Here is a 24975-nt window from a genome sequence, read left to right as displayed (position 1 = left end):
TCAGACGAAGGATGTCGTCTGTTGTTGTCCGATCGGACAAGTATCGCCGCGGCTGGGTTGTGCGCGCGCGTTCGGCCCCGACGTTGGGGCACCGACGTAGGGGCACCGACGTAGGGGCGTGTTGGGGAACCTGGATGCTGTAGCGCCCAGCTTCTCCACCAGGACCAACTGGCCTCCGGGGACTGTTCGAGAAGCAGGCTCACCGGGGTGATCGGCGCCTACCGCGATGCCATGCTCGCGCGGAGGGTCAGGGCGACCACCAATCGGGTGGCGGGATCGTCGAGATCCATTCCGGTGAGTTCCTGGATGCGTCGCATGCGGTAGCGCAACGTGTTGGGGTGCACGTGGAGTGCGTCGGCGGCGGCGCGGACGTCGCCGAAATGGTCGAGGTATGCCCGCAGTGAGATCGTCAGGTCGCCACCCGATCGGCGATCACGCTCGGCGAGATCGATCACCCGCGAGTCGATCAGTTCCGGATTCGACTCGATGAGGGCGATGATCTCACCGAGGAGCACACCGGTTTTCGACTCACTCACCGTCGTCACCGGGTGGATCAGTCCGGCCTCGCGGTGCGCGGCGTCGAGTACCCGGTCGGCCTGGGCGCGAAGACTCGACACGCTCGCGACCTCGGTTCCCGGTCCCGCGATCACCGCTCGGGCATCGACGCCGAACTGCCGGTGCGCCGCGGTGACGGCCGAGGTGGCCCAGTCGACGGTGGCGTCCAGTGTGGTACCGGGGAGCACGACGTAGGCGCGGCCGGCAAGCGTGGTGGTCACCGACAGCGGGCTGAATGCACTGGCGTGCAAGGTCAATGCCGACACCACACCCGCCGCCGAGAGTGGTGCCCCCGCGTCGGCCTCGGCGCCGGACAACCCGTCGAACGCCACCACGACCACACTCAAGGACGGCGAGATGCCGAGTTGCGCACAGAGATACGGGACATCGACGACATCGCCGCGGGCCCCGAGCAGACGCCGCACCAACTCGTCGTGTCCGGTTCCGGCGTTGCGGCGTCGGACGATGATCCGGGCGGCCACGGCGGCGGCACCGGTCAGCACCTCGGCGGCGTCGTCGGACAGCGGCTCACGTCCCTGCTGAATCCACATGGTGCCCAGGTGTTCTCCGTGGATCTGGTCCTCGTGTGGGGCGCGGATGCCGACTGCGAGTCGGGGGCGCAGTGCGAGGTCCGCCCGTTCGTCGACGGACACCACCTCGGTGGTGGTGCGCAGCGCATCCATCACACCCCACTGCCGAAGCCACGCAAGCATATCCGGCGGCCCCTCGCGTCCCAGGATGGACAATCGCCGGAGCTCGTCGGCCTCGTCCCCGGTGCTGCTGTAGGCCAGAACGTGGGAATGATCGTCCTCGATGCTCACCAGCCCGTGGGTGCGGCGGGCGACCTCTGCGGCGAGGTCGAACAGATCGCCGACGGTGCCCGACCGCATGGATTCGGCGTCGGCGGATGGCGTGGTCGCGGCCCCGACCACGTGGGTCACCAGGTTGTAGGCGCGCTCCCACCGTGCGTGCGGGTCCACGGAGACCACGGCGACACCGAGATCGGTCAGATGCGCGGTGAGTTCGGGGGTGGGGGACTTGATCATCACCGCGGCCGGACGGGCGCTGTCATAGGTCGACAGCCAGGCGATCAGGGCCTCCGGTGTGGCCCCGACCAACAGGAACAGATCGGCGGAGCGGGTCGAGGCCCGCAACGGGAGATGGAGATCGTCGGGATCGAGCAACGAGACGGAGTCGATGGGGACATCGAGGCCGCGGGGCGCCGCATCCAGCGACACCAGGGTGCGGTCGAGTGCGAGTACCAACTGCCCCAAGCCGATCCCGCCTTTGTCCATGTCGACAAAGATACTGTCCGTACAGACAAAAGAGCGGAGTCCGCCGGGAAGTGATCCCGGCGGACGCCGTCAGGGCTGCAGAGTGGCTCAGAGGATGGTGAGCATCTCGTTGTAGGTGGGCAGCGGCCACAGATCGTCGGCGACGACGGTCTCGAGCTTGTCGGCGACCTCACGGACCGCGGTCATCGCCGGGATCAGCGACTTCAGTGCGTACTCCGACTCCTCCTCGACACCCTCGCCGTGGAATCCGTCGATGGCCTCCTCGAGGGCGTCCATCACCTTGTTGAGCGCCTTGACCGAGGTGGTCATGGTGTTCAACGCGGGGGTCTCCATGTCGATGCCTGCGGCCTTCAGGCTGGCCGCGGTGCTCGCGAGCTCACCCATGTACCGCGTGGCGGCAGGCAGGATGAGAGTCTTGGCGATCTCCAGGGTCTCCTTGGCCTCCACCAGCAGTGCCAGTGCGTACTGCTCCAGCACAACGTCCTTGCGCGCCTTGAGTTCCCGCTCGGAGAGAATGCCGTACTTGCTCAGCAGTTCGATATTCGCCGGCTCGTCGAGCTGGGCCATCGCGTCGACGGTGGTGCGCAGGTTGAGCAGACCGCGGGCTTGCGCCTCTTCCTGCCAGGCGTCGGAGTATCCGTCGCCGTTGAAGACCACCTTGCCGTGCTCGGTGATGATCTCCTCGAGCAGCTTCTGCACCGCGTCGTTGAACTCGGCGCCGTCTCCGATCGCCTTCTCCAGGTAGGTCGAGACGTAGTCGAGGGACTCGGCCAGGATCGCGTTGATCGCGATCATCGGGTCGGCGATCGACTGGTTGGAGCCGGGTGCGCGGAACTCGAAGCGGTTGCCGGTGAAGGCGAACGGGCTGGTGCGATTGCGGTCGCCGGCATCGGCCTTGAGCGGCGGCAGGGTGTCGACACCGAGCTCGATGACGCCGGCCTGCTTGCTCTCCTTGGCACCACCCTTGGCGATCTGATCGAACACGTCGGCCAGCTGCGCGCCGAGGAAGATCGAGATGATCGCCGGCGGGGCCTCGTTGGCACCGAGACGGTGATCGTTGGAGGCCGAGGCGATCGAGCTGCGCAGCAGCCCGCTGTACTTGTGCACACCGCGGATGATGGCGGCGCAGAACACCAGGAACTGCACGTTGTCGTGCGGGGTGTCGCCCGGCAGCAGCAGATTGCCCTGGTTGGAGTTGCCCAGCGAGAAGTTGACGTGCTTGCCCGAACCGTTGACGCCGGCGAAGGGCTTCTCGTGCAGCAACGCGACCATGCCGTAGCGCTCGGCGACCTTCTTGATGGTCGTCATCATGAGCTGCTGGTGATCGTGGGAGATGTTGGACCGCTCGAAGACCGGGGCGATCTCGAACTGTCCCGGCGCGACCTCGTTGTGGCGGGTCTTCGACGGGATGGCGAGCTTGAACAGCTCCCGGTCCAGCTCGATCATGAAGGCCAGCACGCGGTCGGGAATCGCGCCGAAGTAGTGGTCGTCGAACTCCTGGCCCTTGGACGGCTTGGCGCCGAACAGGGTGCGGTTGGTGGTCATCAGGTCGGGGCGCGCGAAGTAGAAGTGGCGGTCGATCAGGAAGTACTCCTGCTCGGGGCCGGCGAAGGACACCACGGTGTCGACGTCGTCGTGGCCGAAGAGCTTGAGCAGACGCATGGCCTGCTTGCTCATCGCCTGCTGGCTGCGCAGCAGCGGCGTTTTCTTGTCGAGGGCCTCACCGGTCCACGAGATGAAGATCGTCGGGATGCACAGGGTGTTCCCGTTCTTGTTCTCCAGGATGTAGGCGGGGCTGGTGACGTCCCAACCGGTGTAGCCGCGTGCCTCGAAGGTGCCGCGCAGACCGCCGTTGGGGAACGACGACGCGTCGGGCTCACCCTGCAGCAGCGTTTTGCCCTGGAACTCGGCCAGCGAACCGTCCGCGCCGTCGGGCTCCAGGAAGGAGTCGTGCTTCTCTGCGGTGAAGCCGGTCAGCGGGTAGAAGACGTGTGCGTAGTGCGACGCCCCCTTCTCCATCGCCCAGTCCTTCATTGCGGAGGCGACGTAGTCGGCCAGGGTCGGATCGAGCGGTGCGCCCTTGTCGATGGTGGCCGCAACGGCCTTGAACACATGCTTGGGGAGACGAGACTTCATCACCGACAGGCTGAAGACGTTGCGCCCGAAAGTGCCGGCCAACGGCTCATCGAAGCCTTCGGTATCCATCTCGTAGGTGGTCACGGCCTCGATGGCCTGACGGCGCGACATGCTGCCACTCATTCAATACTCCTGGGGTGTGGGTCCCCGGCGCGTAAGCGCTTGACGGTGCGCTGATCACATTGACCGGGACGTTGGTCGAGCGATACGACGCTATGAGTGGCAGGTACCCGCATCGTTGCGTGAATGTGACGCCCGTGAAAACTCAGTTCACTGGGCCGGACGGGTCAGATCGGCCGGCGTGATGGTGATGGCCGCGACGACGATGCCGAGCACGATGCCGATCACCGTATCGCCGACGCGGTCGAGTGCCATCTGCGGCGACAGTCCGGCGCCCAGTCCGGTCAGCAGCAGCGCCATCGGTGTCACCGCCGTTGAACACAAGGCGTAGTTCACCGTGGAGAAGATCTCCGCGAGGGTCTGGAAGACAATGATCGCGGCGACCGCACCCCAGTATCCCAGCGGCAATGCCAGCAACGCCGCCGCGATCACGGCACCGGCGACGTTGCCGAGGAGTCGGGCGAACCCGCGGCTCACCGTGTGGTGATACGAGACCCCCTGCATCGCGGCGATCGCCCCCATCGCCGCCCACATCGGATGCGCCAATCCGACCCCGGCCGCGATCGCCGCGGAGATGGCCGATGCCGTCGTCATCCGCCCGGCGATCACCAGCAGGTGACGGTGCCCGACAGCGGAACGGCCGCCGACCAGGCTGCGCCACAGGGATTCGCGCGTGGCCGAGTCGGGCGCGGTGGTGGAGCGGGCCGACCGCAACAACCAGGGCGCCAACGCCGCGGCGATGCCGATGACAGCACCGACCACGGTGGCGGTGACGGCTCGTCCCACGTCGGCGGCATCGTGGGCGAAGCCGGCCGCACCGGTCGCGGCGAACACCAGGATGACCGCGCCCGGGCCGACGATGTGCAGTGCCGAGACCAGATAGGACGCCACGCCGGCCAGCAGGGAGATGACGACGATCTCCACGACCAGGGGTGCCGACGACGCGCCGAGCGTCGCACCCACGGCGATGGCCCCGGTGATCGCGACACCGAGGGTCACCAGTCGAGTCGCGCGAACGGGGTAGGGGTCCGGGCGGCAGAACGCCGACACCAGCGCGCCGAGGGCGGCGAGGCCTGCGGTGTCACGGTGTCCGAGTGCTCCCCCGGCGACCAGGACGACCCCGACGGCGATCCCCACGCGGATCGGAGCGGCCACGCCCGCTCGGCTCAGGTCGACTCGTATCGCATCGCGCCACGCCTGGGCGCTCACCGCATGCCGAAGGGCGGTGCGGCGGTGGGATACGGGGTGTTGCAGGGGATGAACAGTGGACGCCATGGAACTAGTTTATCACTATTTTACTAATGAAATAAATGATGGCCACTACGATGGCGAGGTGACCGAAGATGCCGCCCACCCGTCGGATCTGGTGGACCGCATCATGGGCGAGTGGGCGGCGGCCTATCCCGATCTGGATGTCTCACCGATCGAGATCCTCGGGCGGGTGCAGCGGATCGCCTCGGTGACCAGTGCCCAGCTCGATCGCAACCTCGAGGCACACGGGATCAGCCGCTCGGAGTTCGACGTCCTCGGCGCACTCGTCCGTGCCACTCGTCCGCTGCGCGCGAGCGAGGTGGTGTCGACGACAATGCTCAGCGGGGCGTCGGTCACCAAGATCAGTGACAGTCTTTCTCGCCGGGGCCTGCTCGAACGCCGCAAATCCGATCGGGACGGACGCGTCGTGCTACTCGTGGCCACCGAGGAGGGGCGGCGCCTCGTCGACGCGGAACTTCCCCAACGGCTGGGCGACGACCGGCGGGTGTTGTCGGTGCTCAGTGGTGCGGAGCGGAGCGTGCTCGCCGAACTGTTGCGGAAGATTTCGATGACACTGGGGGAATGAGTGCGGGGGGTGAGAGAAGTGTCGGTGGGCAGGCTACGTCCGGCGCAACTGCGTGACGCCTTCTGGCTCGTGCCGATGTCGCCGGGATCGCACTGGCCCAGATTCTCGTTGCCGTCGACCGGAAGGTACGGTTCGCGGCTCGTACACCGCCCATAACGCCCTCGACGAACTCGCGGCGTTGTTGGTGCTGTTGGCCCGGCGCCGCGCACCGCAACTGGGTCGCCGAGGCGAGGACGGGACCCTGCGGCCGGTGGTGCCCCGATTGTCGCTGACCGAACACCCGCCGACACACTCATCGACGACGTGTTCGGGGCGGTGCGCACCTCTGCGATCGGCCATCCGATCGCGATGACCGCGGCGATCCTCATCATCCGCCGGCTCGGTGTCGCGGCGGTCGAACCCGATGTCCGTGCCGATGTGCTGACCCATCTCGAGCTCATCCATGGTGCTCTCGATCGTGTCGACGACCAGGTCGACGCGGAATTCTGCCGTGGCGAGATCGACGAGGCGCGCACAGCGATTGCGGCGGCCTGGGCGGTGTGACCAGGCCCTGGGGGTGTGTCGCAGGTCATATCAACGTCAGACATTGACACATACCACTCGAGGTGTCTAGTTTGGGGGCGTTGTTTCCCGGCCGGGCGCGGTGCGGGACGTTCCGTTGCTGACGTCGTATTGACTTGTCGTACAGCGGGTTTCATGTTCATCGTTCACGTCGACTTGTTCATGTCACGTGCGCCCTCGTGCGGTGCGTCGACTCCCAGGGGGATCTTCTTGATGTCATCACTCGTCACATCGTCGGTGTCGCGCCGCGGATTGCTGATCGGTGCCGCATCCGCGGGTGTCGCCGGTGTCGTGGCTGCGACTGCCGGCGTCGGCCGCGGTTTCGGTGCGCCGACCCGCGCCACCCCCGTCACCAGCGAAGAACATCGCGTCGTCGTGATCGGGTCCGGATTCGGCGGTGGGGTCGCGGCACTGCGCCTCACCTCCGCCGGTGTGCCGGTGACACTCCTCGAACGCGGTCGACGCTGGGTGACCGGACCCAACGCCACCACCTTCCCGAACGCGACCAACCCGGACAAGCGCATCCTCTGGCACCAGTCCACCCCGCAGGTGTTCGGCAGGCCGCTGTCGGTCGATCCCTATGTCGGTCTCTTCGAGTCGATCGGCGACGAGAACATGACCGTCATGGTCGCGGCCGGGCTCGGTGGCGGATCGCTTGTGTATCAAGGCATGACGCTCAAGCCGATCGAGTCCGTGTTCACCTCGCACTTCCCCTCGGGCATCGACTGGCGTGCGATGGACACCATCTACTACCCCCGGGTCGCCAGAATGCTCGGCGCCGCGGTGGCGCCCGACTCGCTGATTCGGAGTCCGAATTATCGTGCCGCAAGGGAATTCGCCGCCCACGCCCGCCGCGCCGGGCTGCCCGTCCAGAAGATCCCGATGCCCATCGACTGGGACTACGCCCTCGCCGAACTGGCCGGAAAGATGCGTCCGGCCTACACCGACGGTAGCGGGGCCATCGGCGTCAACAACGGCGGCAAACACAGCGTCGACGTCACCTACATCGCGCAGGCCGAACGCACCGGATTGCTTGACGTCCGAACTCTGCACGACGTCACCGACATTCGGCGGGCGCGCGACGGGCGTTGGGTCGTCGAGGTGCACCGAACCGACGAGACCGGACGCGTCCTGGAGACCAGGGTACTGACGACCGGTGCGCTGATCCTGGCCGCCGGAAGCATGAACACCACGCGAATGTTGATGCGCGCCAGGGCGACCGGTGCCGTCGGCGACCTGCCCGACGCGGTGGGGCAGGGGTGGGGGACCAACGCCGACCGGATCTACATCTGGAACAGTCCGACGTCGGATTTCGGTGCGACACAAGGCGGTCCGGTGGTCTACAGCAGTCTGAACTGGTCCGATCCGGCGAACGCCGTCACTCTCATCCAGGCATCCATCCCGCCGCTGCCGGTGGATGCGCACAGCACGATGATGGTCGGCTACGGGGTGAGCAACGCTCGCGGTCACTTCATCTATGACTCAGCGCGACACCAGGCGGTCCTGCGTTGGCCGCACGAGGGCGACGCATCGATCCAGACCCGCCACCTGCATCCGGCCGCCACCCGGATCGCCGGTCCCGGATCGACACTCGTCGATACCAATGCGATCGTGCCGTCGACGTGGCATCCGGTGGGCGGCGCGAACATGGGGTCCGTCTGTGATCTCGACGGACGCGTCCTGGGACAGCGAGGGCTCTATGTGGTCGACGGCGCGCTCATGCCGGGCAACTCCGCGGCGTGCAACCCGTCGATGACGATCGCGGCCATCGCCGAGCGGGCGCTGGACCGCATCGTCACCACTGACGTCGGATCAGTCATCTGAGGGTTGTGACATCGCATCGAGGGCAGGTCGCAACCAGCGGGCGAGAAAGGCGCGCAGCTCGTCGTCGGATCGCTGGCCGTCGTCGACGGCGACGAGCGAGACGCTCAACAGTGCGGTCATGTCGACGATGTCGGCGAAGTGCGGTCGGTACTCGGGTTGGTCGGCGAGGGCCGGTCGCAGGATCTCCGCGGCCACCTCCCGGGTGCGTGCCATCGCGCCTTCGTCGAAGAACGGGTGACTTTCCTGCGAGTTCAGCAACACCGACAGGGCCGGGTCGGCGATGGCCATCGAACGACCCGCGATGATGAACTCGATCAGGAAGTCACCGAAGTCGGTGATGCCCTCGAGCCGATCGTGGATCTCGCGCATGGCGGAGATGGCGAGTTCGCCCATGGCCTGGGACACCATGTCCTCGCGGGAACCGAAGATCGAGTACACCGTCTGCCGGGACACGCCGGCCTTCGTGGCGACCGCAGCGATGCTGGCGGCTGCGAAGCCCTCGGTGGAGATCAGGTCGAGCGTTGCCTCGATGATCTTGCCTCGCGATCGCATACGTCATTATGGCTCGGATGGCGGCGACCGAAGGCCGTGACGGGGTACATACCGTCGGCCATTGTCTCAGTGCGTAGTGTGGCGCGTGAGCCGGCGCACGTGCCGTGCGCCTCGGCGAACCGACAGGAGGGTCCGTCATGGGCGTTGTCAGGCATTCGTCCCAGATCTCCGTGCCGCGCGCTGCGGTGTTCGAGTACATCAACGACTACACCAACGTGCCCGAGTACATGTTCGGGGTGCACAAGTTCGCGCCGACCACCGAGGTCACCAGCGGTGTGGGGTCGGTCTTCGACGTCGAGTTGAAGGCCGGGCCGAAGACCCTGAAGTCGGTCGTCGAGACGATCGAGTGGGTAGAACACGAGTTGATCGTGCTCAAGGCGATTGACGGGTTCCAGGCCAACACCGCGTGGAGGTTCCGCGATACCGACGGCGGCACCGAGGTCCATGCCGAATTCGAGTACATCCTGCCCGGTGGGCTGCCCGGCCGAGCGCTGGGCGCGATCATGGAGCCGTTCGCGGCCCAGGCCGTCAAGTACACGGAGAAGAAACTGCGCGACGAATTGGAGTGATTCGATGGTCTCCCTCTCGCCTGGCGCCGTGTCGGCGACGGTTTTTGAGATCATGCAGCGTCGGACGATGCTGCCCTCCGTCATCGAGGACACCCTCACCGGTCGGGGACGAGACGTCGCCGGCCTGCGGGTGGTGCTGACCGGCGCGTCGGCCGGCATCGGCCGGGTGGCCACGCAGCAACTCACCGCCCGCGGGGCGCAGGTGATCGCCGTGGCGCGCCGCGAGGCGGAGTTGGCCTCGCTGGCCGACGAGACCGGCTGCGACTACCTGATGGCCGACCTGTCCGACGAGGCCGACACCGACCGGCTGCTCGGTGAGCTGTCCGGGCGGGAGATCGACGTCCTCGTGAACAATGCCGGCCGGTCGATCCGGCGGTCCATCATCGATTCCACCGACCGGCTCCACGACTACCGCCGCACCATGGCGATCAACTACTTCGCCGCCGTCCAACTGAGCCTGGGACTGCTGCCCGGCATGGTCGAGCGCGGTCACGGCCAGATCGTCAACGTCTGCACGTGGGGACTGATGGCCGGAACCTTCCCGCGGTTCTCCGCCTACGCGGCGTCGAAGAATGCGCTGTCGATATTCGGCCGCAGTCTCAACGCCGAACGACCCCATCCCGGAGTGCGTGCCACCAGTATCTACTATCCGCTGGTGCGGACCGAGATGATCTCGCCGACAACCGAATACGACGATGTGGCGGCACTGTCGGTGGACGAGGCGGCGAATTGGATCGTCCGGGCGATCACCCACCGGCCCGAACGCATTGCTCCCGCCGCCCTGCGGACGGTGCTGCCGGTCCTCGATTACCTCTCGGCACCCACCGCGGACCGCGCGATGGGCTCCATCACCTGAGAGATCAGGCCGCGAGGTCGTGTGACAGCCGATCGATCGCCGCCCGCGCGAACACCTGTTGCTCGGTGACCGCCAACTGATCACGGTTGCGGGAGGTGAAGGCCAGGGTCCAGTCGATGAACGTGATGAACCGATTGCGGAATCCCACCAGGTACAGCAAATGCAGGAACAGCCACCCCAGCCAGGCGAAGAAGCCGGAGAACTCGACGGCCCGTGAGGTGCCCGGGATGGGTACCCGTGCGACCGCGCAGTGCCGGGCGACGGTCGCCATCGACCCCTTGTCCCAGTAGGCGAACGGCTTTCGGTCGCGGTAGGTGCCATTGATCCGGGCGACGACGGCGTCGGCGGCGTACCGCCCGGACTGATTGGCGGCCGGGGCCTGACCGGGGACGCCGTCGACGGCCATCATGTCACCGATCACGAACACCTCGGCATGGCCGGGGATGGTCAGGTCGGGTTCGACGCGCACCCGACCCGCGCGGTCGAGTTCCACCCCGCACTGCTCGGCGAGCTGTCGGCCGAGCGGACTGGCCGCAACCCCCGCCGACCACACCTTGCACTGACTCTCGATGCGACGCGTCGAACCGTCGGCATGGCGCACCACGAGTCCGTCGTAGTCCATGTCCACGACCATCGCACCGAGTTGCACATCGACTCCCAGTGCGCGCAAATGCTTCTCGGCCCGGGAACCCAACCGTTCACCGAACGGCGGCAACACCGCCGGTGCGGCGTCGAGCAGGATCACCTTGGCCTGCGTCGAGTCGATGGACCGGAAGGCGCCGCGCAGCGTCGTGCCGGCCATCTCCGCGATCTGACCGGCCATCTCGACCCCGGTGGCCCCGGCTCCGATCACCACGAACGTCAGCAGGCGATCACGCTCGATCGGGTCGGTGGACAGTTCGGCCTGCTCGAACGCCCCGAGGATGCGGCCGCGCAACTCGAGTGCGTCGTCGACGGTCTTGAGGCCCGGCGCGAACTCCGCGAAATGGTCGTTGCCGAAATAGGATTGGCCCGCACCGGCGGCAATGATCAGACTGTCGTACCGAGTGGTGGTGACACGTCCGAGCATGCGCGAGGTCACCGCACGATTCTCCAGGTCGATGGCCTCGACATCGCCCAGGGCCACCGTCACATTCCGTTGGTTGCGAAGAATCACCCGCACCGGCGGTGCGATCTGGCCCTGTGAGATCACCCCGGTGGCGACCTGGTACAGCAACGGCTGGAACAGATGATGAGTCGTGCGTGCAATCAGGGTGATGTCGACGTCGGCATGCTCGAGTCGACGAGCGGCGGCCAGCCCGCCGAACCCCGATCCGATGATGACGACATGGTGCCGGCGGGTCCTGCCGCCGGTAACCGGTACGCGCTGGGTCATGGCACGTTTCCTTCTGGTATGGAATCGACACCCAGGCGGACGATGTCGGGAAACGGTGCTCCTTGCCGGTGGACTCCGGCTGCGCCAGTCGCACAACCGACGATAGCCCATCGAGCAACCGGTGGCGAGGCCGATTTAAATTCTTCGGCGCGAGATAATCGTCGCCGCATTCGGGCGTGGACGGCGCCCGTCTCGACATTCTCTTTGCCTGTCTCAACATCACGGGCCTACGGTGAATCGACCATCTGGAGCGACCGAGAGACCCGGCTCGTCGACGTCGCAGCAACCCGCCCCAGGGTGCTAACGCCGGGATCGATGGGAGACCCCCGTGACGTTTCGTGACCATGCCCCGCTGTCGGTGCTCGATCTCGCACCGATCAGCGAGGGTGCCGATCCTGCTGCTGCGCTGCACAATACGATCAATCTTGCGCAGCACGCCGAGCAGTGGGGGTACCACCGCTACTGGGTGGCCGAACACCATTTCGCGGCCGTCGCGAGTTCGGTGCCGGCGTTGCTCATCGGTCAGATCGCGGCCGCGACCCGATCGATCCGCGTCGGGTCGGCGGCGGTGCAGGTCGGGCAGACGACGGCGGTGTCGGTGGCCGAGTCCTTCGGGATGCTCGACGTGTTCCACCCGGGCCGAATCGATCTGGGGCTCGGCCGATCCGGACAGCGACGCGCTGAGGCGGTGGCAACACCCGCGGGCCCGGTCGCGATTCCCGCACCGAGCGCGAGTCGGCTCGTCGACGGGGTGGTGATCCCTGAACCTGTCGATGTGACTGCGCTACTGGCACATTCGCCTCTCGCACGCAGCTTCGAGGTGTTGACGCAGCCGGGTGCGCAGCCACCGCACTTCGACGAGCAGGTCGACGACATCCTGTCGCTCCTCGACGGCACCTACACCAGTCCGTCGGGTCAGCAGCTGCATGCGGTTCCGGGTGAGGGAGCCGACGTGCAGGTGTGGATCTTCGGCAGCAGCAAGGGGCAGAGCGCTCACGTCGCCGGTGCCCGCGGACTCCCGTTCGCGGCCAACTACCACGTCAGCCCCGGCACCACCCGCGAAGCGGTCGCGGCGTACCGGCAGGCGTTCCGCCCGTCGTCGGTGTTGGACGAACCCTATGTGGTGGTGTCCGCCGACGTGGTGGTGGCCGACGACGACGACACCGCGCGGCATCTGGCCAACGGCTACGGGCGGTGGGTGCACAGCATCCGCACCGGCCACGGCGCCATCGAGTACCCCGACCCGGCGACGGCGCAGCCGCTGCCCGCCGACGAGCTGGCACTGGTCGCCGATCGGCTCGAGACCCAGTTCGTCGGCTCACCCGACACCGTCGTGCAGCGGCTCGCTGCACTCGGGCGCCTCACCGACGCCGACGAACTCGTCATCACCTCGGTCACCCATGACCATGCTGACCGGCTGAGGTCGCATGAGCTGCTCGCCAAGGCGTGGGGGCTGATCTGATGAAGCGCATCGCTGTCACTGCGAAACCGGCCGTCTCCACACTCGCCGTGGTGGCCGTGGCCGGTGTGCTCACCGCCTGCGGTTCTGGGTCCTCGGGCTCCGACGACGCCGGACCGCCGGTGCCGGGAGGCACCCTGCGCTACGGACTCTCCGACGCCCCCACATGCTCGGACCCGGCCCAGAGCGGCACCAACCAGACGATCTATGTCACCCGGCAGGTCGTCGATTCACTCACCGATCAGGACCCGGGTGATGGCAAACTCAAGCCCTGGCTCGCCCAGAGCTGGGAGGTGAGCCCGGATGCGCGGACCTTCACCTTCCACCTCAAGCCCGGTGTCACCTTCAGCGACGGCACCCCGCTCACCGCCGAATCCGTCAAGGAGAACTTCGACGCCATCGTCGGGCCGCTCGGCGCGGCCAAGGCACCGTTGGCGGCGACCTACCTCGGCGGATACGCCGGCACCACCGTCGTCGCTCCGCTGACCGCGCGGGTGGCGTTCGGTGCCCCCAATGCGCAGTTCCTGCAGGCCACCTCGACTCCACAGTTGGGGATTCAGTCCGACACCACCGTCGCCGCAACGCCGGAGGAGAGGTGCCAGGGCACCAACATCGGATCAGGACCGTTCGTGTATTCGGGCTGGGCGCAAGGCAAGTCGGCGTCACTGCGCAAACGCACCGGATACCGCTGGGGATCGTCGGTATTCGGTCACGCCGGTGACGCCTACGTCGACGGCATCGACTTCACGGTGATCGGGGAGTCCGGGGTGCGCACCGGATCGCTCGCCTCCGGGCAGCTCGACGCGATCAGCGACGCCCTGCCCAACGACAAGCCGCAGATCACCGCGGCCGGTGGACAGGTCCTCACCGCGGTGAACCCGGGTGTACCGTTCGGGTTGCAGCCCAACGTATCCCGTGGTGTCCTCGCCGACGCCGCGGTGCGGCGCGCACTGCTGCCGGCGATCAACCGGCAGGAGTTGGTGACCACCGTCCTCGACGACGACTTCCATCCCGCCACCGGAGTCCTGGCGTCCAACACCCCCGGATACTCGGACTCCTCGGCCGAGTTGCGCTTTCAGCCGGACACGGCGAAGAAGATTCTCGAGGACGCCGGCTGGAGGGCCGGCGCCGATGGAATCCGGACCAAGGACGGACAACGCCTGAGCTTCTCGGTGCTCTACAGTCCGGTGTTCGCCGGCAACCAGGCCATCCTCGAACTCGTCCAGCAGCAACTGAAGAATGTGGGCGTCGAACTGAAACTCGACGTCGTGCCGGCGGCCACGGCCACGGTCCGGCAGAACTCCGGTGACTACGACGCGGTCTACTACAATGTGACCCGTGCCGACGGCGACATCCTGCGCACCCAGTTCGGGCTCACCGGACGAAACCTGAACCGGCGCGGACCGATTCCCGCTCTCGATGTGGCCCTGGCCGGGGAACAGTCCACCACCGACACCGCGCAACGCAATGTCCACCTCGCGACCGCACAACAACAGATCCTCGACAACGGATTGTTCGTCCCGACCATCGAGTTGTCGCAGGCCATCGGTGCCGCGGCCACCACCCATCAGGTGACGTTCGACGCCTCGTCGCGGTTGCAGTTCCACGACACGTGGTTGTCCGGGCGGTGAACGCGACGATGCTGCGTTATCTCGGAATCCGGTTGCTCTCCGCCCTCGGGGTGCTGTGGGCGGCATTCACCGTGGCGTTCGTCATCCTGATTCTGCTGCCGTCCGATCCGGTGGCCATCGCCACCTCGGGCGATGCGTCGACACCGGTGGATCCGGCGGCGGTCGAGGCCCTCAGGGCCCGCTACGGCCTGAATCAGTCGGTGGGGCAGCAGTATTGGTCGGCGTTGACCGGCGCGGTCCACGGTGACTTCGGTGTGTCGATCTCTCAGGGCCGGCCGGTCACCGCGGTCATCGCCGACGCACTGCCGAGCACCGTCGCCCTGACACTCACCTCGGTGCTGCTCGCCGTGTGTCTCGGCGTGGGATTGGCCGTCACCGCCACCTACACCTCGTGGTCAGGGCTGCGGCGCGCACTGCTGTCGGTCCCACCGCTGGTCGTGGCCCTGCCCACGTTCTGGGTCGGTCTGATCCTGCTGCAGATCTTCGCTTTTCGGCTCGCCTGGTTGCCGGCGTTCGGTGACACCCGGTCCGGTTCACTGGTCCTGCCCGTGGTCACCCTGGCGATCCCGTATGCCGGAGTCATCGGTCAGGTTCTGGCCACGAGCATGAGCGCCACGGATGCCGAGCCATTCGTGCAGACGGCGACCGCCAAGGGGGCGAGTCGGATTCGGGTCATCACCCACCACATCCTGCGGATCGCCTCCTTGCCCGCGTTGACCGTGGCCGGTGTCGTGGTGGGCAACCTCCTCGGCGGTGCGGTGGTCGTGGAGACCGTCTTCTCCCGGCCCGGCGTCGGCAAGCTCGCTCAGAGTGCCGTTCTGGCGCAAGATATCCCGCTGGTCCTTGCCCTGGTGACGTTCTCCGCCGCGGTCTTCGTCACCGTGAACCTGCTGGTGGACATCGCCTATCCGTTCATCGATCCTCGAGTGGTGAGGCGGTCCGCCCCGACACCGACCACCGCGTCCGTCGACGATCGCAGCCCACGTGAGGTGGTCAATGTCTGAGCAGTCCAGTGCCCCGTCCTCGGTGTCGTCCGCGTCGTCGTGGTCGTGGCCGGTCTGGCGTGCGCGCCCCGACGCGATCGGGGTGTGGTTGCGCCGCAACGCCACCACGGTCCTGAGCGTGGCCGTGATCGCGCTGGCACTCGGATTCGCGGTCGTACCATCGGTGTTCGCCGATGGCGATCCACTCCTCGCGGTGCCCGCCGACAAGCTCCGGGCGCCGAGTGCCGAGCACTGGTTCGGCACCGACAATCTTGGTCGGGATGTTTACACGCGATTCGTCCACGGCGCGGCGTTGTCGCTGACCGCCACGGTCTCCGCCGTCGCGATCGCACTGGCGATCGGTGCCCTGCTCGGGTTGATCGCCGGCACCGCGGGTGATCTCACCGACGGTGTGATCATGCGCGCCATCGACGTGATGCTCGCGATTCCGCAACTGCTGTTGGCACTCGCGATCATCGCCGCACTCGGATTCGGCACCACCAAGGTCGCCATCGCCGTCGCGGTGGTGCTCATCGCGGGATTCGCGCGCGTCATGCGGGCCGAGGTGTTACGGGTGCGTCATGCACCGTACGTGGAGGCCGCCCGGGCGTTCGGGGTGCCGCGACCGGTGATCCTCGGCCGTCACGTGCTGCGCAACTCGTATGCTCCCGTACTCGCGCTGGCCGCAGCCGAATTCGGCATGGCGATCCTGCTGATCTCCTCCCTGTCGTTCCTCGGGTTCGGAGCCACCCCACCGGCTCCGGAGTGGGGTTCGTTGATCTCCGAAGGCCGCAACTATCTGGCCACCGCGTGGTGGATGACCACCCTGCCGGGGTTGGCGATTGTCGCGGTCGTGCTCGCCGCGCACACCATCGGCCACCGCATCGCCGAGGGAGAACAGCGATGAGCACGCTACTGACAGTGTCGGATCTGCGGGTGCGCTATCGGGTCGACCATTCCGAGACCGACGCCGTCGCCGGGGTCGACCTGAGGATCGAACCGGGCGAGACCGTGGCGGTGGTGGGGGAATCCGGGTCCGGCAAATCGACGCTGGCCCACTCCATCATCGGGTTGCTGCCGCGCAACGCATCCGCGTCGGGACGCGTAGAGTTGACCGGCGATCGGATCGACGGCCTGTCGGTGCGGGCCCTCAACCGGATCCGCGGGGCACGTATCGGTTTCGTTCCCCAGGACCCCGGCACCGCGCTCAATCCCGTACATCCGGTGGGTGATCAAGTCGCCGAGGTGTTGCGGATTCATGGTCGTGCTGCACGCAGGACCGCCCGTGCGCACGCCGTCGAGCATCTCGTGGAGGCCGGCCTCCACGATGCCGAACTACGCTACGGTCAACTCCCGCACCAGCTCTCCGGCGGACAACGGCAACGCGTGCTGATCGCCATCGCCGCGGCCTGCGAACCGGAGTTGATCATCGCCGACGAGCCGACCAGCGCGCTCGATGTCACGGTGCAACGACGCATCCTCGATCATCTCGAGGAGCGGACGAGCAGTGGGGTGACGGCACTGCTGCTGATCACACACGACATCGGCGTCGCCGCCGACCGTGCCGACCGCATCATCGTGATGGCGGGCGGACGTATCGTCGAAACCGGTACGGCACAGCAGATCCTCGGTGATCCGCAGCACGGATACACCCGACGCCTGATCGCCGATGCGCCCGGGCTCACGTCGCGACGGCTGGTCGCCCCGATACCGCCGGAGGCGCCGATCGTCGCACGCGCAGAACATGTCTCGAAGACCTTCCGGGTCGGGCGCGCCGGTCGGATCGCGGCCGTGAACGACGTCTCGCTGCGGGTGCGGTCCGGGGAGACGCTCGCGCTCGTCGGGGAGAGCGGGTCGGGCAAGACCACCACCGCGAGAATCCTGGCCGGCCTCGAATCGAATGACGCCGGCCGGATCGAGGTGGGTGACCGACGCGGTGACGTGGGGTTCGTCTATCAGAATCCCTACGCCGCGATGAACCCGAAACTGACGGTGGCGCAGATCATCGCCGAGCCGCTGGGCCGGACACCGCGCGCCGAACGAGATCGCCGGGTGCGGGAACTGCTGATCGCGGTGGCGCTGGATCCGGCTCTGGCCACCCGTCGCCCGACCGCGCTGTCCGGCGGCCAGCGTCAGCGGGTGGCGATCGCCCGGGCACTGGCCACCACACCGCGCCTGCTGATTCTGGACGAACCGGTGTCCGCGCTCGACGTCACCGTGCAGGCGCAGGTGCTGGCATTGCTCGCCGACCTGCAACGCGACCACGGCATCGGGTATCTGTTCATCTCCCACGATCTGGCGGTCGTCCGTCAGATCAGTCACCGCGTCGCGGTCATGCGGGCCGGTGACATCGTCGAAGAGGGCGACGTCGCAGACATCTTCGGCGATCCACGTCACGACTACACCCGCCAACTCATCGCGGCCATCCCCGGAGAGGGTCGCGCCCATCGCCCCACGGAGGCCACTCATGGCTGATCACATCCACCTCGCCGTCGCCCTTGCCGATGCCGGATGGCATCCGGGGGCGTGGCGCGAACCGGCCGCGCGGCCCACCGAACTGCTCACCGGCGGCTACTGGGCGGACCTGGTGGGCGAGGCCGAGGCCGGAGTGCTCAACTTCGTCACCATCGATGACGGACTCGGTCTGCAGCGTGATCATCCGTTCGTCCCGGACCGACGTACCGACCGGGTACGGGGCCGGCTCGACGCCGTGCTCATCGCCAATCGGATTGCCCCGACGACGCGGGCGATCGGTATCCTCCCGACCGCGATCACCACCCACACCGAACCTTTCCACACATCCAAAGCGGTTGCGACACTGGACTTTGTCAGTTCCGGGCGTGCGGGCGTGCAGTTGCGGGTCGACGGCAGCGCCGCCGATGCGGGACTCTTCGGCCGCCGTACCCTGCCGGACCTGGTGCCCGGTGACCTCGATCCGGTGGTCGTCGACGCGCTGTTCACCGAGGCCCGCGACCACGCCGAGGTCCTTCGGCGCCTGTGGGATTCGTGGGAGGACGACGCCGAGATCCGTGACGTGGCGACCGGCCGGTTCATCGACCGGGACAAGCTGCACTACATTGACTTCGAAGGTGAGTACTTCCGCGTGCGTGGTCCCGCGATCACGCCACGGCCGCCTCAAGGGGCACCTCCGATCGCGATCCTTGGGCACAACAGTGCCGCCTACGCTCTGATCGGGGCGTCGGCCGACATCGGATTCATCACCCCGAACTCGGCCGCGGAAGCCGTCGCGTCGGTGGCCGAGATCGCTGCCACCCAACGCGCGTCCGGCGGCGATCCTCCGGTGCGGGTCTTCGCGGACCTGACGGTCATCCTCGCGGAGACGGATGCGGCCGCCGCAGCGCGGCAAGCGCATCTCGATGATCTGGCCGGGAGCGAATTCGTCAGTGACGCGCGGATCTTCGTCGGCACCCCAGCCGGACTTGCCGATCTCATCGAGGAGTGGGTGCCGCGCGGCGACGGCGGCCAGGCCCTTGCCGGGGTGCGGTTGCGGCCCGCGGTACTGCCCGACGATCTGCTCGCTATCAGCCGCGACCTCACCCGGGAATTGGTGCGTCGCGGCCGATTCCGGGATCGCTACACCGCCCCGACACTCCGCGGCCACCTCGGCCTTGCTCGACCCGCCAATCGCTACGCAGCCTGATCGGAGAGCGCCATGACCACGCCACGCAAGGAGATCCATCTCGCCGCCCACTTTCCGGGCGTCAACAACACCACCGTGTGGAGCGACCCGACGGCGGGCAGCCACATCGAATTCGAGTCCTTCCGGCACTTCGCGCAGACTGCCGAACGCGGCAGGTTCGACTTCCTGTTCCTCGCCGAAGGGCTGCGACTGCGCGAGCAGAACGGCCTGATCTACGATCTCGACGTCGTCGGACGACCCGACACCTTCTCGATCCTCGCCGCACTCGGCGCGGTGACCGGGCGACTCGGGTTCACCGGCACCATCAACTCCACCTTCAACGAGCCGTACGAGGTGGCGCGGCAATTCGCCAGTCTCGATCACCTGACCGCCGGGCGGGCCGCGTGGAATGTCGTCACCTCCTGGGATGAGTTCACCGGTGAGAACTTCCGTCGCGGCGGCTATCTGGCGAGCACGCAACGGTATTCACGCGCCAAGGAGTTCCTCGACACCGCCGTCGAACTCTGGGGATCGTGGCGTGGTGACGAGATTGTCGCCGACAAGGAATCCGGCCGATTCCTGCGTGACGGCGACGTCGGTGAATTCGTCCACACCGGAGAGCAATTCGACATCGCCGGCCAGTTCGCTGTGCCGCGCAGTCCGCAGGGGCGCCCGGTGATCTTCCAGGCCGGTGACTCCGAGGAAGGCCGCGAGTTCGCCGCCGCGAAGGCCGACGCCATCTTCTCCCGGCACAGTGCATTCGACGAAGGACAGAAGTTCTACCAGGACGTGAAATCACGGCTGTCGAAGTACGGGCGTCGCCGCGAGCAACTGCTCATCCTGCCGGCGGCCACCTTCGTCCTCGGTGACACCGACGCCGAGGCCGCCGAGTTGGCGCACGAGGTGCGACTGGCCCAGGTCAGTGGGGCCACCGCGATCCGCTTCCTGGAACAGGTGTGGAATCGCGACCTCTCCGACGTCGATCCCGACGGGCCACTGCCCGACATCGACCCCGACCTCGGTGAGCACACCGTTGCGCGCGGCCGGGCCAGCGTGCGCTCCTACCGCGACCCGCTCGAGACGGCCCGCGAGTGGCGGGAACGCGCGCAGTCCCACGGGTGGTCCATCCGCGAACTCATCATCGAGGTGACCGGACGGCAGGCGTTCGTGGGCAGTGCTCGGACCGTGGCCGACACGATCGATCGATTCGTGCAGAACGACGTCAGCGACGGTTTCATCCTCGTCCCGCACATCACCCCGGGCGGTCTGGATCGGTTTGTGGACGAGGTGGTTCCGCTACTGCAGGAGCGGGGCAGTTTCCGCACCGAATACGTCGGGACGACCCTGCGCGAGCACTTGGGACTGGATCGGGTAGCCGACGCCGGCCGAGCGGCGTCGTGACGCTCACAACGTCCACGGCGGGATGATCCGCTGCCCCTGCGCGGTGGTCGCCGTCAGCCCCACGGGCGCGGACACCCACACCTGGCATTCGTCTGCTCCCGGATTGTCCAGGCGGACAGAGCTTCCCGCGGGCACAAACACCACGTCACCGACGTGGGCGTGGGTGACCAGGCCGTCCAGCGTGATCCGTGGAGTGCCGGCGAGTACCAGGAACACCTCCTCGTGGTCGACGCGGTGGTCGGCTCCGGGCTGAGCGGGGCCCAGCGTCGTCCGCCAGGCGCACAGTTCGCGACTCCCGGTGGACGGGCAGACGTAACTGCTGAAGGTGGCCCCGTGCAGGTCGTGGTGGCGGGGCGAATCGATGAGCGGCATGCCGGACTCCCAGATAGACAGTGTGACTGTCTTTATAGGACAGCTAGACTGTCCATATGTCAAGTGTTCCGTCGGTCGAACCGATGCTGCCGTTCTTGCTGATGCAGGCGGAGTCCGGGGTGAACGAACGCATCAACCGTCGCGTCGTCGAGGCCGGTCACCACGGGCTGCGTCCCGTCCACGGGCTGGTCTTCGCCCGGATCGCCGGCGGCGGGGCATCGATCAACGACATCGCCCGGCACCTCGGGATGACCAAGCAGTCGGCGGCGGCCATCGTCGAGGCGCTGGAATCGAACGGGTACGTCGTGCGGACGGCGCATCCGAGTGACCGCCGGGCGCGACTGATCGAACTGACCGATCGGGGCGAGTCGGTGATGCGGCTGGCCGGTGCGGCCGCCGCGGCGGAGATCTCGGCGCTGACCGCCGTCATCGGCGAGGCCGCCACGCGCGTGGTCGTCGACGCATTACGCATCCTCGGCGAGGGTGCCTCACCCCGCCCGTCATGGTGAGGAGCGCGATCAGCCCGTGTGTGACGTTCCGGACCCGCGCCGCCGAACTCGTCGTCGGCGAAGCGTCGGCGGGCCTCGAGGGCGGCGACGCGCTAGCCCTTCTCGGTGAGCCGCAGGGCCGCGACCGAACCGCAGAAACCGGATCCGATGACGACGACGTCGTAATGGTCGGGGGAATCGGCATCGGTGGAGACGGTCCGGGATGTCGGCATGGCTGAGATGCCAGCCATAGAAATGCGAACAGTCCACACTGCTTGGGTATTCGTCAGGGAAGGTCGAGAAGTTCCTCGTAAAATCCGCCGAACCGGCGGTCGGTGGTCACCAGGTGAACCTCGAGAATCCAATGGCACATGTTGCCGCGCTTGTCCGTTCGGCGCATCGGCCCGTCGGAACCGGGGGCGATGTAACTCTCGATCTCGGCGGCGTCGATGGTCTCGTGGGGGAACTCGCCGACGAGATGTCCGGCGATCTGACCTCCGAAGATGAAGCCGGCGTCCTCGCTCAGCGCGACGACGTGGTCGAACAGTTGAGCGCCGGTGATATCCGGAGTGATCCGGAAGAACTCGCGGCCGGCCGTCCATATGGTGGGAAGCGCCTGGGCCAGGGCATGTTTGGCCGGATCGTCGCCGAGAACGAAGGTGCGCCCGAAATCGGCTTCCCACTCCTCGAAGATCGGTCCGAAATCGAGGAAGGCGATCTCGTCGTCGGCGATGACCCGGTCGGGGGGATTGGCCCGGTAGGTCTCCAGGGTGTTCTCGCCGGCCCGAACGATGCGTTTGTGCCAGTGGCGGGTGACGCCGAACATATCGGCGGCGAGGTCGCGGATCTCGTTCGAGAGTTCACGCTCGGTGACGCCGGCCCGGATCATGCCGCGGTCGGTAACCTCCTGGAACAGGCTCTCCGCCTTGGCCTGCGCATCGAGCAGGCGTGCCGCGCGTTCGGTTTCGGGGGTCGTCACACAGTCATGGTCGCACGGGCGAGCGGTCGGGTGAATTCGGCGGCGCGGGTGGGCGGGGTGTCGTGCCGACGGGCTGCGGCGGGCAGGGCACGGTCCGTGGCGACAAGGCGCGGGCCGCTGCCGCCTCGTGGGTGGTGTCCGCGGCCGGCGGGGCCGAGCCGGCGCCTCCTGCGGGGACTGCAGCCGCCGCGTCGGGAGTCGCCCGCACGACCATCTATCGTCGCTACGCCGACCGCGGCGAGATGCTGGGTGCGCTCGACGTTCGTGATGGTGCCCAGGGTAGGGAGCGCGTGGCGCCAGTCGCGGGAGATGACCGACCGAATGCTCGACCTGTCGCGATTCGAATGCGCGGGAGCGTTGGCTGGTTGTGAGGGCGTCACCTCACCGGCGTGAGGTGTATTGCCATGTCCATATCCGGCTGCCGTAGACTCCACACGTCGGCAGCCGGAGCGCGCGCGGTCACCGACATGGGCTGGACGAAGAAACACCAGGTAGAAGCTCCGCGAAAGCACGACATCGCGGGAACTCCTCCATCACTTCACCCGGTCCCCGCCTCAGTAGCTCAGGGGATAGAGCATTCCTCTCCTAAAGGAAGGGTCGCAGGTTCGAATCCTGCCTGGGGCACTGTGATGTTCCGGCCGGGTGTGCGCCCACTGTGTGGTTTGAAAAAGATCTACGAAGGCGCACAGTGCACTCTTGCCGGGCACTCTTGCCGGCTTCCGTCGGATCCCACGCAACTCCACTCAGAATCGGTGCTCGTCGATGGTTCCGCCGGGCATGCACGAGGACTCGCAGACCTGCGCGTCGTCGGTGTGGGCGGAGATGTAGTGCAATGGGAGTGCTCGGATGTCGGGTGAATCGATGGTGTACGTGGTCGACGCGCCGTTCACCTGCACGGTGACCGGGCCGCGGTCGCTTTGTGGGCCATCCTTGGTGATGTAGAACCAGGTCTGCCGCGTGTCGTTGGCGGCGACGTGACTGTAGATGTGGACGCCGTCGGCTTCGGTCGACGACATCGCGTACTTGGATGTCGAGGTGACATCGATGGACTCACCCAGCTCCGCGCCACGCGGTCGAGCCACTCGGTGCGTAAGTGTCACCTGCAGGTGGCCGGCAGCGGGATCGTAGGTGACCTGGGCGCGCGTCAGCGCCAACTCGGGCTTCACCCAGAACGGACTCAGACCGTTGACGGTGCCCGTCGACGGAGCAGCGGCCGCGGAGGGCGAACCTGCCACAAAGCCGACGCCGATGAGGATTGCCGAGACGGCCGCCAGAAGGCAGCCTCGAAACGTACGTCGTGGGTGACTCATGAACTTCTCCTGTCTCGATAATCCTTTCACTTGCTAATAAGCCGGTCTGTCGGACTCGTTACGCGCAGGAGCCGATCGGCGACGGAAACGTCTGGGTTGCCGCATTATTCGTGTTGCGATGTCCCACGCTCGATATCACGCGAAGGCGGTGCGCGGGCCGTATCTCCCACCCCGGTCATCGGTGCTCGGTTAGGCGATACGGTGGGCGGGTGACATCAACACCAGCTCCGCTCACCGTCCTCGTCACCGGCGCGACCAGCGGCATCGGCGCCGAGGTGGCCCGCCAGATGGTCGCACGCGGCCACCGCGTGTACGGAACCAGCCGCCATCCCGACACGGTGGCCGACCCGATCCCCGGCGTCACCTACGTCCGGCTCGACAATGCCGATTACGATTCCGCGACCGCGGCGGTGGCCGAGGTCGGCGCCGTCGACATCCTGATCAACAACGCCGGCGAATCACAGGCCGGTGCCCTTGAGGACACCACGATGAGTGCCATCGAAGATCTGTTCCGCGTCAACGTCTTCGGGCCCGTCGCCATCACCAAGGCGGTGCTGCCCGGTATGCGCGAGCGCCGCCACGGCACGGTGGTCATGGTCGGGTCCATGCTGTCGAGCTTCCCGGTCGCCTTCCGCTCCAACTACGCCGCCACCAAGTCGGCGCTCAAGGCCTTCGCCCTCGCCACCCGCAGAGAGGTTGCGCCGTACGGCATTCGGATGATCAGCGTCGAACCGGGCACCATCGCCACCGGGATCGGCGACCGCCGCAGCATCCACATCGCCGACGGCTCACCGTATGCGCAGGAATACCAGACACTCGCCGCGGCCACCCGCCGCAACGAGGAACAGGGCATCGACGCCGAGACCATGGCCACGACCATCGTCGACGCCTCCCTCGCCGAGCATCCGAAGCCGTTCTACGCCAAGGGAAACAGCGCCGGAATCGTCTTTCTGCTGCGCCGCCTGGCACCTCGTCAATTGATCCTCGACATCACCGCGCGCAAACACGGCCTGCCGCGCGTCAAGATCTAAG

Annotated in this window: 22 protein-coding genes, 1 tRNA gene and 2 riboswitches; of the genes, 15 read left to right on the top strand and 8 right to left on the bottom strand. The window is 67.0% G+C overall.

The window, feature by feature from the left end; all coding sequences use genetic code 11:
* Positions 1-218: 218 nt before the first annotated feature.
* The 3 genes from ACWETB_RS02495 to ACWETB_RS02485 all read right to left on the bottom strand — a co-directional run bounded on the left by ACWETB_RS02495 (position 219) and on the right by ACWETB_RS02485 (position 5381).
* Positions 219-1850, bottom strand: coding sequence for a PucR family transcriptional regulator (locus tag ACWETB_RS02495; protein ID WP_452209052.1), 1632 nt, complete (start codon positions 1848-1850; stop codon positions 219-221).
* An 87-nt stretch (positions 1851-1937) separates the two neighbouring features.
* Complete coding sequence (locus ACWETB_RS02490) at positions 1938-4109, bottom strand: glutamine synthetase III family protein (protein WP_452209050.1); 2172 nt, start codon at positions 4107-4109, stop codon at positions 1938-1940.
* Between the two features lie 147 nt (positions 4110-4256).
* Positions 4257-5381, bottom strand: a complete 1125-nt coding sequence (locus tag ACWETB_RS02485) for an FUSC family protein (protein WP_452209048.1) — start codon at positions 5379-5381, stop codon at positions 4257-4259.
* 103 nt (positions 5382-5484) lie between these two features.
* Here ACWETB_RS02485 and ACWETB_RS02480 point away from each other — a divergent pair, with 103 nt between their 5' ends.
* From ACWETB_RS02480 to ACWETB_RS02470, 3 genes are all read left to right on the top strand, one after another.
* Positions 5485-5943, top strand: coding sequence for a MarR family winged helix-turn-helix transcriptional regulator (locus ACWETB_RS02480; RefSeq protein WP_452209213.1), 459 nt, complete (start codon positions 5485-5487; stop codon positions 5941-5943).
* A 315-nt stretch (positions 5944-6258) separates the two neighbouring features.
* Positions 6259-6486, top strand: coding sequence for a hypothetical protein (locus ACWETB_RS02475; protein ID WP_452209046.1), 228 nt, complete (start codon positions 6259-6261; stop codon positions 6484-6486).
* A 231-nt stretch (positions 6487-6717) separates the two neighbouring features.
* On the top strand, positions 6718-8328 hold the full coding sequence (locus ACWETB_RS02470) for a GMC oxidoreductase (protein ID WP_452209044.1): 1611 nt from the start codon (positions 6718-6720) through the stop codon (positions 8326-8328).
* Here ACWETB_RS02470 and ACWETB_RS02465 read toward each other — a convergent pair.
* Positions 8317-8880 (bottom strand): TetR/AcrR family transcriptional regulator, encoded by a 564-nt coding sequence (locus ACWETB_RS02465; RefSeq protein WP_452209042.1) that lies wholly within the window; start codon positions 8878-8880, stop codon positions 8317-8319. The genes ACWETB_RS02470 and ACWETB_RS02465 overlap by 12 nt on opposite strands.
* A gap of 137 nt (positions 8881-9017) precedes the next feature.
* Between ACWETB_RS02465 and ACWETB_RS02460 the strand changes: the two genes are divergently transcribed.
* Both ACWETB_RS02460 and ACWETB_RS02455 read left to right on the top strand, forming a co-directional pair.
* Positions 9018-9449: an SRPBCC family protein gene (locus ACWETB_RS02460; protein ID WP_452209040.1), complete on the top strand. Its 432-nt coding sequence runs from the start codon at positions 9018-9020 to the stop codon at positions 9447-9449.
* Positions 9450-9453: 4 nt separating this feature from the next.
* On the top strand, positions 9454-10305 hold the full coding sequence (locus tag ACWETB_RS02455; protein WP_452209038.1) for an SDR family NAD(P)-dependent oxidoreductase: 852 nt from the start codon (positions 9454-9456) through the stop codon (positions 10303-10305).
* A gap of 4 nt (positions 10306-10309) precedes the next feature.
* Here the strand turns inward: ACWETB_RS02455 and ACWETB_RS02450 are convergent, their stop codons facing one another.
* Positions 10310-11680: an NAD(P)/FAD-dependent oxidoreductase gene (locus ACWETB_RS02450; protein ID WP_452209035.1), complete on the bottom strand. Its 1371-nt coding sequence runs from the start codon at positions 11678-11680 to the stop codon at positions 10310-10312.
* Positions 11681-11702: 22 nt separating this feature from the next.
* Positions 11703-11782, bottom strand: a riboswitch (ZMP/ZTP riboswitch).
* 136 nt (positions 11783-11918) lie between these two features.
* A riboswitch (SAM riboswitch) is annotated at positions 11919-12002 on the top strand.
* 6 nt (positions 12003-12008) lie between these two features.
* Between ACWETB_RS02450 and ACWETB_RS02445 the strand changes: the two genes are divergently transcribed.
* Genes ACWETB_RS02445 through ACWETB_RS02415 form a run of 7 tightly spaced genes read left to right on the top strand, consistent with a single transcriptional unit; the run spans position 12009 to position 20794 of the window.
* A complete protein-coding gene (locus tag ACWETB_RS02445; protein WP_452209033.1) occupies positions 12009-13142 on the top strand; it encodes an LLM class flavin-dependent oxidoreductase in 1134 nt (377 codons plus the stop codon).
* Positions 13142-14770 (top strand): ABC transporter substrate-binding protein, encoded by a 1629-nt coding sequence (locus ACWETB_RS02440; RefSeq protein ID WP_452209031.1) that lies wholly within the window; start codon positions 13142-13144, stop codon positions 14768-14770. The genes ACWETB_RS02445 and ACWETB_RS02440 overlap by 1 nt, the downstream gene beginning before the upstream one ends.
* An 8-nt stretch (positions 14771-14778) precedes the next feature.
* Positions 14779-15774: an ABC transporter permease gene (locus ACWETB_RS02435; protein WP_452209211.1), complete on the top strand. Its 996-nt coding sequence runs from the start codon at positions 14779-14781 to the stop codon at positions 15772-15774.
* Complete coding sequence (locus ACWETB_RS02430) at positions 15767-16660, top strand: ABC transporter permease (RefSeq protein WP_449741913.1); 894 nt, start codon at positions 15767-15769, stop codon at positions 16658-16660. The genes ACWETB_RS02435 and ACWETB_RS02430 overlap by 8 nt, the downstream gene beginning before the upstream one ends.
* Complete coding sequence (locus ACWETB_RS02425; RefSeq protein WP_452209028.1) at positions 16657-18228, top strand: dipeptide ABC transporter ATP-binding protein; 1572 nt, start codon at positions 16657-16659, stop codon at positions 18226-18228. Before ACWETB_RS02430 ends, ACWETB_RS02425 begins: the two co-directional genes overlap by 4 nt.
* Positions 18221-19414: an LLM class flavin-dependent oxidoreductase gene (locus ACWETB_RS02420; protein WP_452209026.1), complete on the top strand. Its 1194-nt coding sequence runs from the start codon at positions 18221-18223 to the stop codon at positions 19412-19414. The genes ACWETB_RS02425 and ACWETB_RS02420 overlap by 8 nt, the downstream gene beginning before the upstream one ends.
* A 12-nt stretch (positions 19415-19426) precedes the next feature.
* Positions 19427-20794, top strand: coding sequence for an NtaA/DmoA family FMN-dependent monooxygenase (locus tag ACWETB_RS02415; RefSeq protein WP_452209024.1), 1368 nt, complete (start codon positions 19427-19429; stop codon positions 20792-20794).
* 3 nt (positions 20795-20797) lie between these two features.
* On the opposite strand, the gene ACWETB_RS02410 is transcribed toward ACWETB_RS02415, so the two are convergent.
* Entirely contained in the window at positions 20798-21166 is a 369-nt protein-coding gene (locus tag ACWETB_RS02410) for a cupin domain-containing protein (RefSeq protein ID WP_452209022.1), read from the bottom strand.
* A gap of 56 nt (positions 21167-21222) precedes the next feature.
* Here ACWETB_RS02410 and ACWETB_RS02405 point away from each other — a divergent pair, with 56 nt between their 5' ends.
* Entirely contained in the window at positions 21223-21675 is a 453-nt protein-coding gene (locus ACWETB_RS02405) for a MarR family winged helix-turn-helix transcriptional regulator (protein ID WP_452209020.1), read from the top strand.
* Between the two features lie 265 nt (positions 21676-21940).
* On the opposite strand, the gene ACWETB_RS02400 is transcribed toward ACWETB_RS02405, so the two are convergent.
* Positions 21941-22633, bottom strand: coding sequence for a M24 family metallopeptidase (locus ACWETB_RS02400; RefSeq protein ID WP_452209018.1), 693 nt, complete (start codon positions 22631-22633; stop codon positions 21941-21943).
* A gap of 551 nt (positions 22634-23184) precedes the next feature.
* On the opposite strand from ACWETB_RS02400, the gene ACWETB_RS02395 reads away from it, so the two are divergent.
* Positions 23185-23257, top strand: a tRNA-Arg gene (locus ACWETB_RS02395).
* A gap of 119 nt (positions 23258-23376) precedes the next feature.
* On the opposite strand, the gene ACWETB_RS02390 is transcribed toward ACWETB_RS02395, so the two are convergent.
* Positions 23377-23943, bottom strand: a complete 567-nt coding sequence (locus ACWETB_RS02390) for a hypothetical protein (RefSeq protein WP_452209016.1) — start codon at positions 23941-23943, stop codon at positions 23377-23379.
* Positions 23944-24152: 209 nt separating this feature from the next.
* Here ACWETB_RS02390 and ACWETB_RS02385 point away from each other — a divergent pair, with 209 nt between their 5' ends.
* Entirely contained in the window at positions 24153-24974 is an 822-nt protein-coding gene (locus ACWETB_RS02385) for an SDR family oxidoreductase (protein ID WP_452209014.1), read from the top strand.
* The last annotated feature ends 1 nt before the right edge of the window (position 24975 follow it).

The sequence above is a fragment of the Gordonia sp. NPDC003950 genome, from assembly GCF_053605205.1.
The sequence above is the reverse complement of the archived record's forward strand: the minus strand, read 5'-3'. Positions and strand labels throughout refer to the sequence as shown.

What these genes read in the sequence shown, in the direction of transcription:
- ACWETB_RS02485 (WP_452209048.1), bottom strand. Translation starts at nt 5,381, where the DNA reads ATGGCGTCCACTGTTCATCCCCTGCAACACCCCGTATCCCACCGCCGC.
- ACWETB_RS02440 (WP_452209031.1), top strand. Translation starts at nt 13,142, where the DNA reads ATGAAGCGCATCGCTGTCACTGCGAAACCGGCCGTCTCCACACTCGCC.
- ACWETB_RS02410 (WP_452209022.1), bottom strand. Translation starts at nt 21,166, where the DNA reads ATGCCGCTCATCGATTCGCCCCGCCACCACGACCTGCACGGGGCCACC.
- ACWETB_RS02415 (WP_452209024.1), top strand. Translation starts at nt 19,427, where the DNA reads ATGACCACGCCACGCAAGGAGATCCATCTCGCCGCCCACTTTCCGGGC.
- ACWETB_RS02390 (WP_452209016.1), bottom strand. Translation starts at nt 23,943, where the DNA reads ATGAGTCACCCACGACGTACGTTTCGAGGCTGCCTTCTGGCGGCCGTC.
- ACWETB_RS02480 (WP_452209213.1), top strand. Translation starts at nt 5,485, where the DNA reads ATGGGCGAGTGGGCGGCGGCCTATCCCGATCTGGATGTCTCACCGATC.
- ACWETB_RS02470 (WP_452209044.1), top strand. Translation starts at nt 6,718, where the DNA reads ATGTCATCACTCGTCACATCGTCGGTGTCGCGCCGCGGATTGCTGATC.
- ACWETB_RS02460 (WP_452209040.1), top strand. Translation starts at nt 9,018, where the DNA reads ATGGGCGTTGTCAGGCATTCGTCCCAGATCTCCGTGCCGCGCGCTGCG.
- ACWETB_RS02455 (WP_452209038.1), top strand. Translation starts at nt 9,454, where the DNA reads ATGGTCTCCCTCTCGCCTGGCGCCGTGTCGGCGACGGTTTTTGAGATC.
- ACWETB_RS02425 (WP_452209028.1), top strand. Translation starts at nt 16,657, where the DNA reads ATGAGCACGCTACTGACAGTGTCGGATCTGCGGGTGCGCTATCGGGTC.
- ACWETB_RS02430 (WP_449741913.1), top strand. Translation starts at nt 15,767, where the DNA reads ATGTCTGAGCAGTCCAGTGCCCCGTCCTCGGTGTCGTCCGCGTCGTCG.
- ACWETB_RS02465 (WP_452209042.1), bottom strand. Translation starts at nt 8,880, where the DNA reads ATGCGATCGCGAGGCAAGATCATCGAGGCAACGCTCGACCTGATCTCC.
- ACWETB_RS02495 (WP_452209052.1), bottom strand. Translation starts at nt 1,850, where the DNA reads ATGGACAAAGGCGGGATCGGCTTGGGGCAGTTGGTACTCGCACTCGAC.
- ACWETB_RS02405 (WP_452209020.1), top strand. Translation starts at nt 21,223, where the DNA reads ATGTCAAGTGTTCCGTCGGTCGAACCGATGCTGCCGTTCTTGCTGATG.
- ACWETB_RS02435 (WP_452209211.1), top strand. Translation starts at nt 14,779, where the DNA reads ATGCTGCGTTATCTCGGAATCCGGTTGCTCTCCGCCCTCGGGGTGCTG.
- ACWETB_RS02490 (WP_452209050.1), bottom strand. Translation starts at nt 4,109, where the DNA reads ATGAGTGGCAGCATGTCGCGCCGTCAGGCCATCGAGGCCGTGACCACC.
- ACWETB_RS02420 (WP_452209026.1), top strand. Translation starts at nt 18,221, where the DNA reads ATGGCTGATCACATCCACCTCGCCGTCGCCCTTGCCGATGCCGGATGG.
- ACWETB_RS02450 (WP_452209035.1), bottom strand. Translation starts at nt 11,680, where the DNA reads ATGACCCAGCGCGTACCGGTTACCGGCGGCAGGACCCGCCGGCACCAT.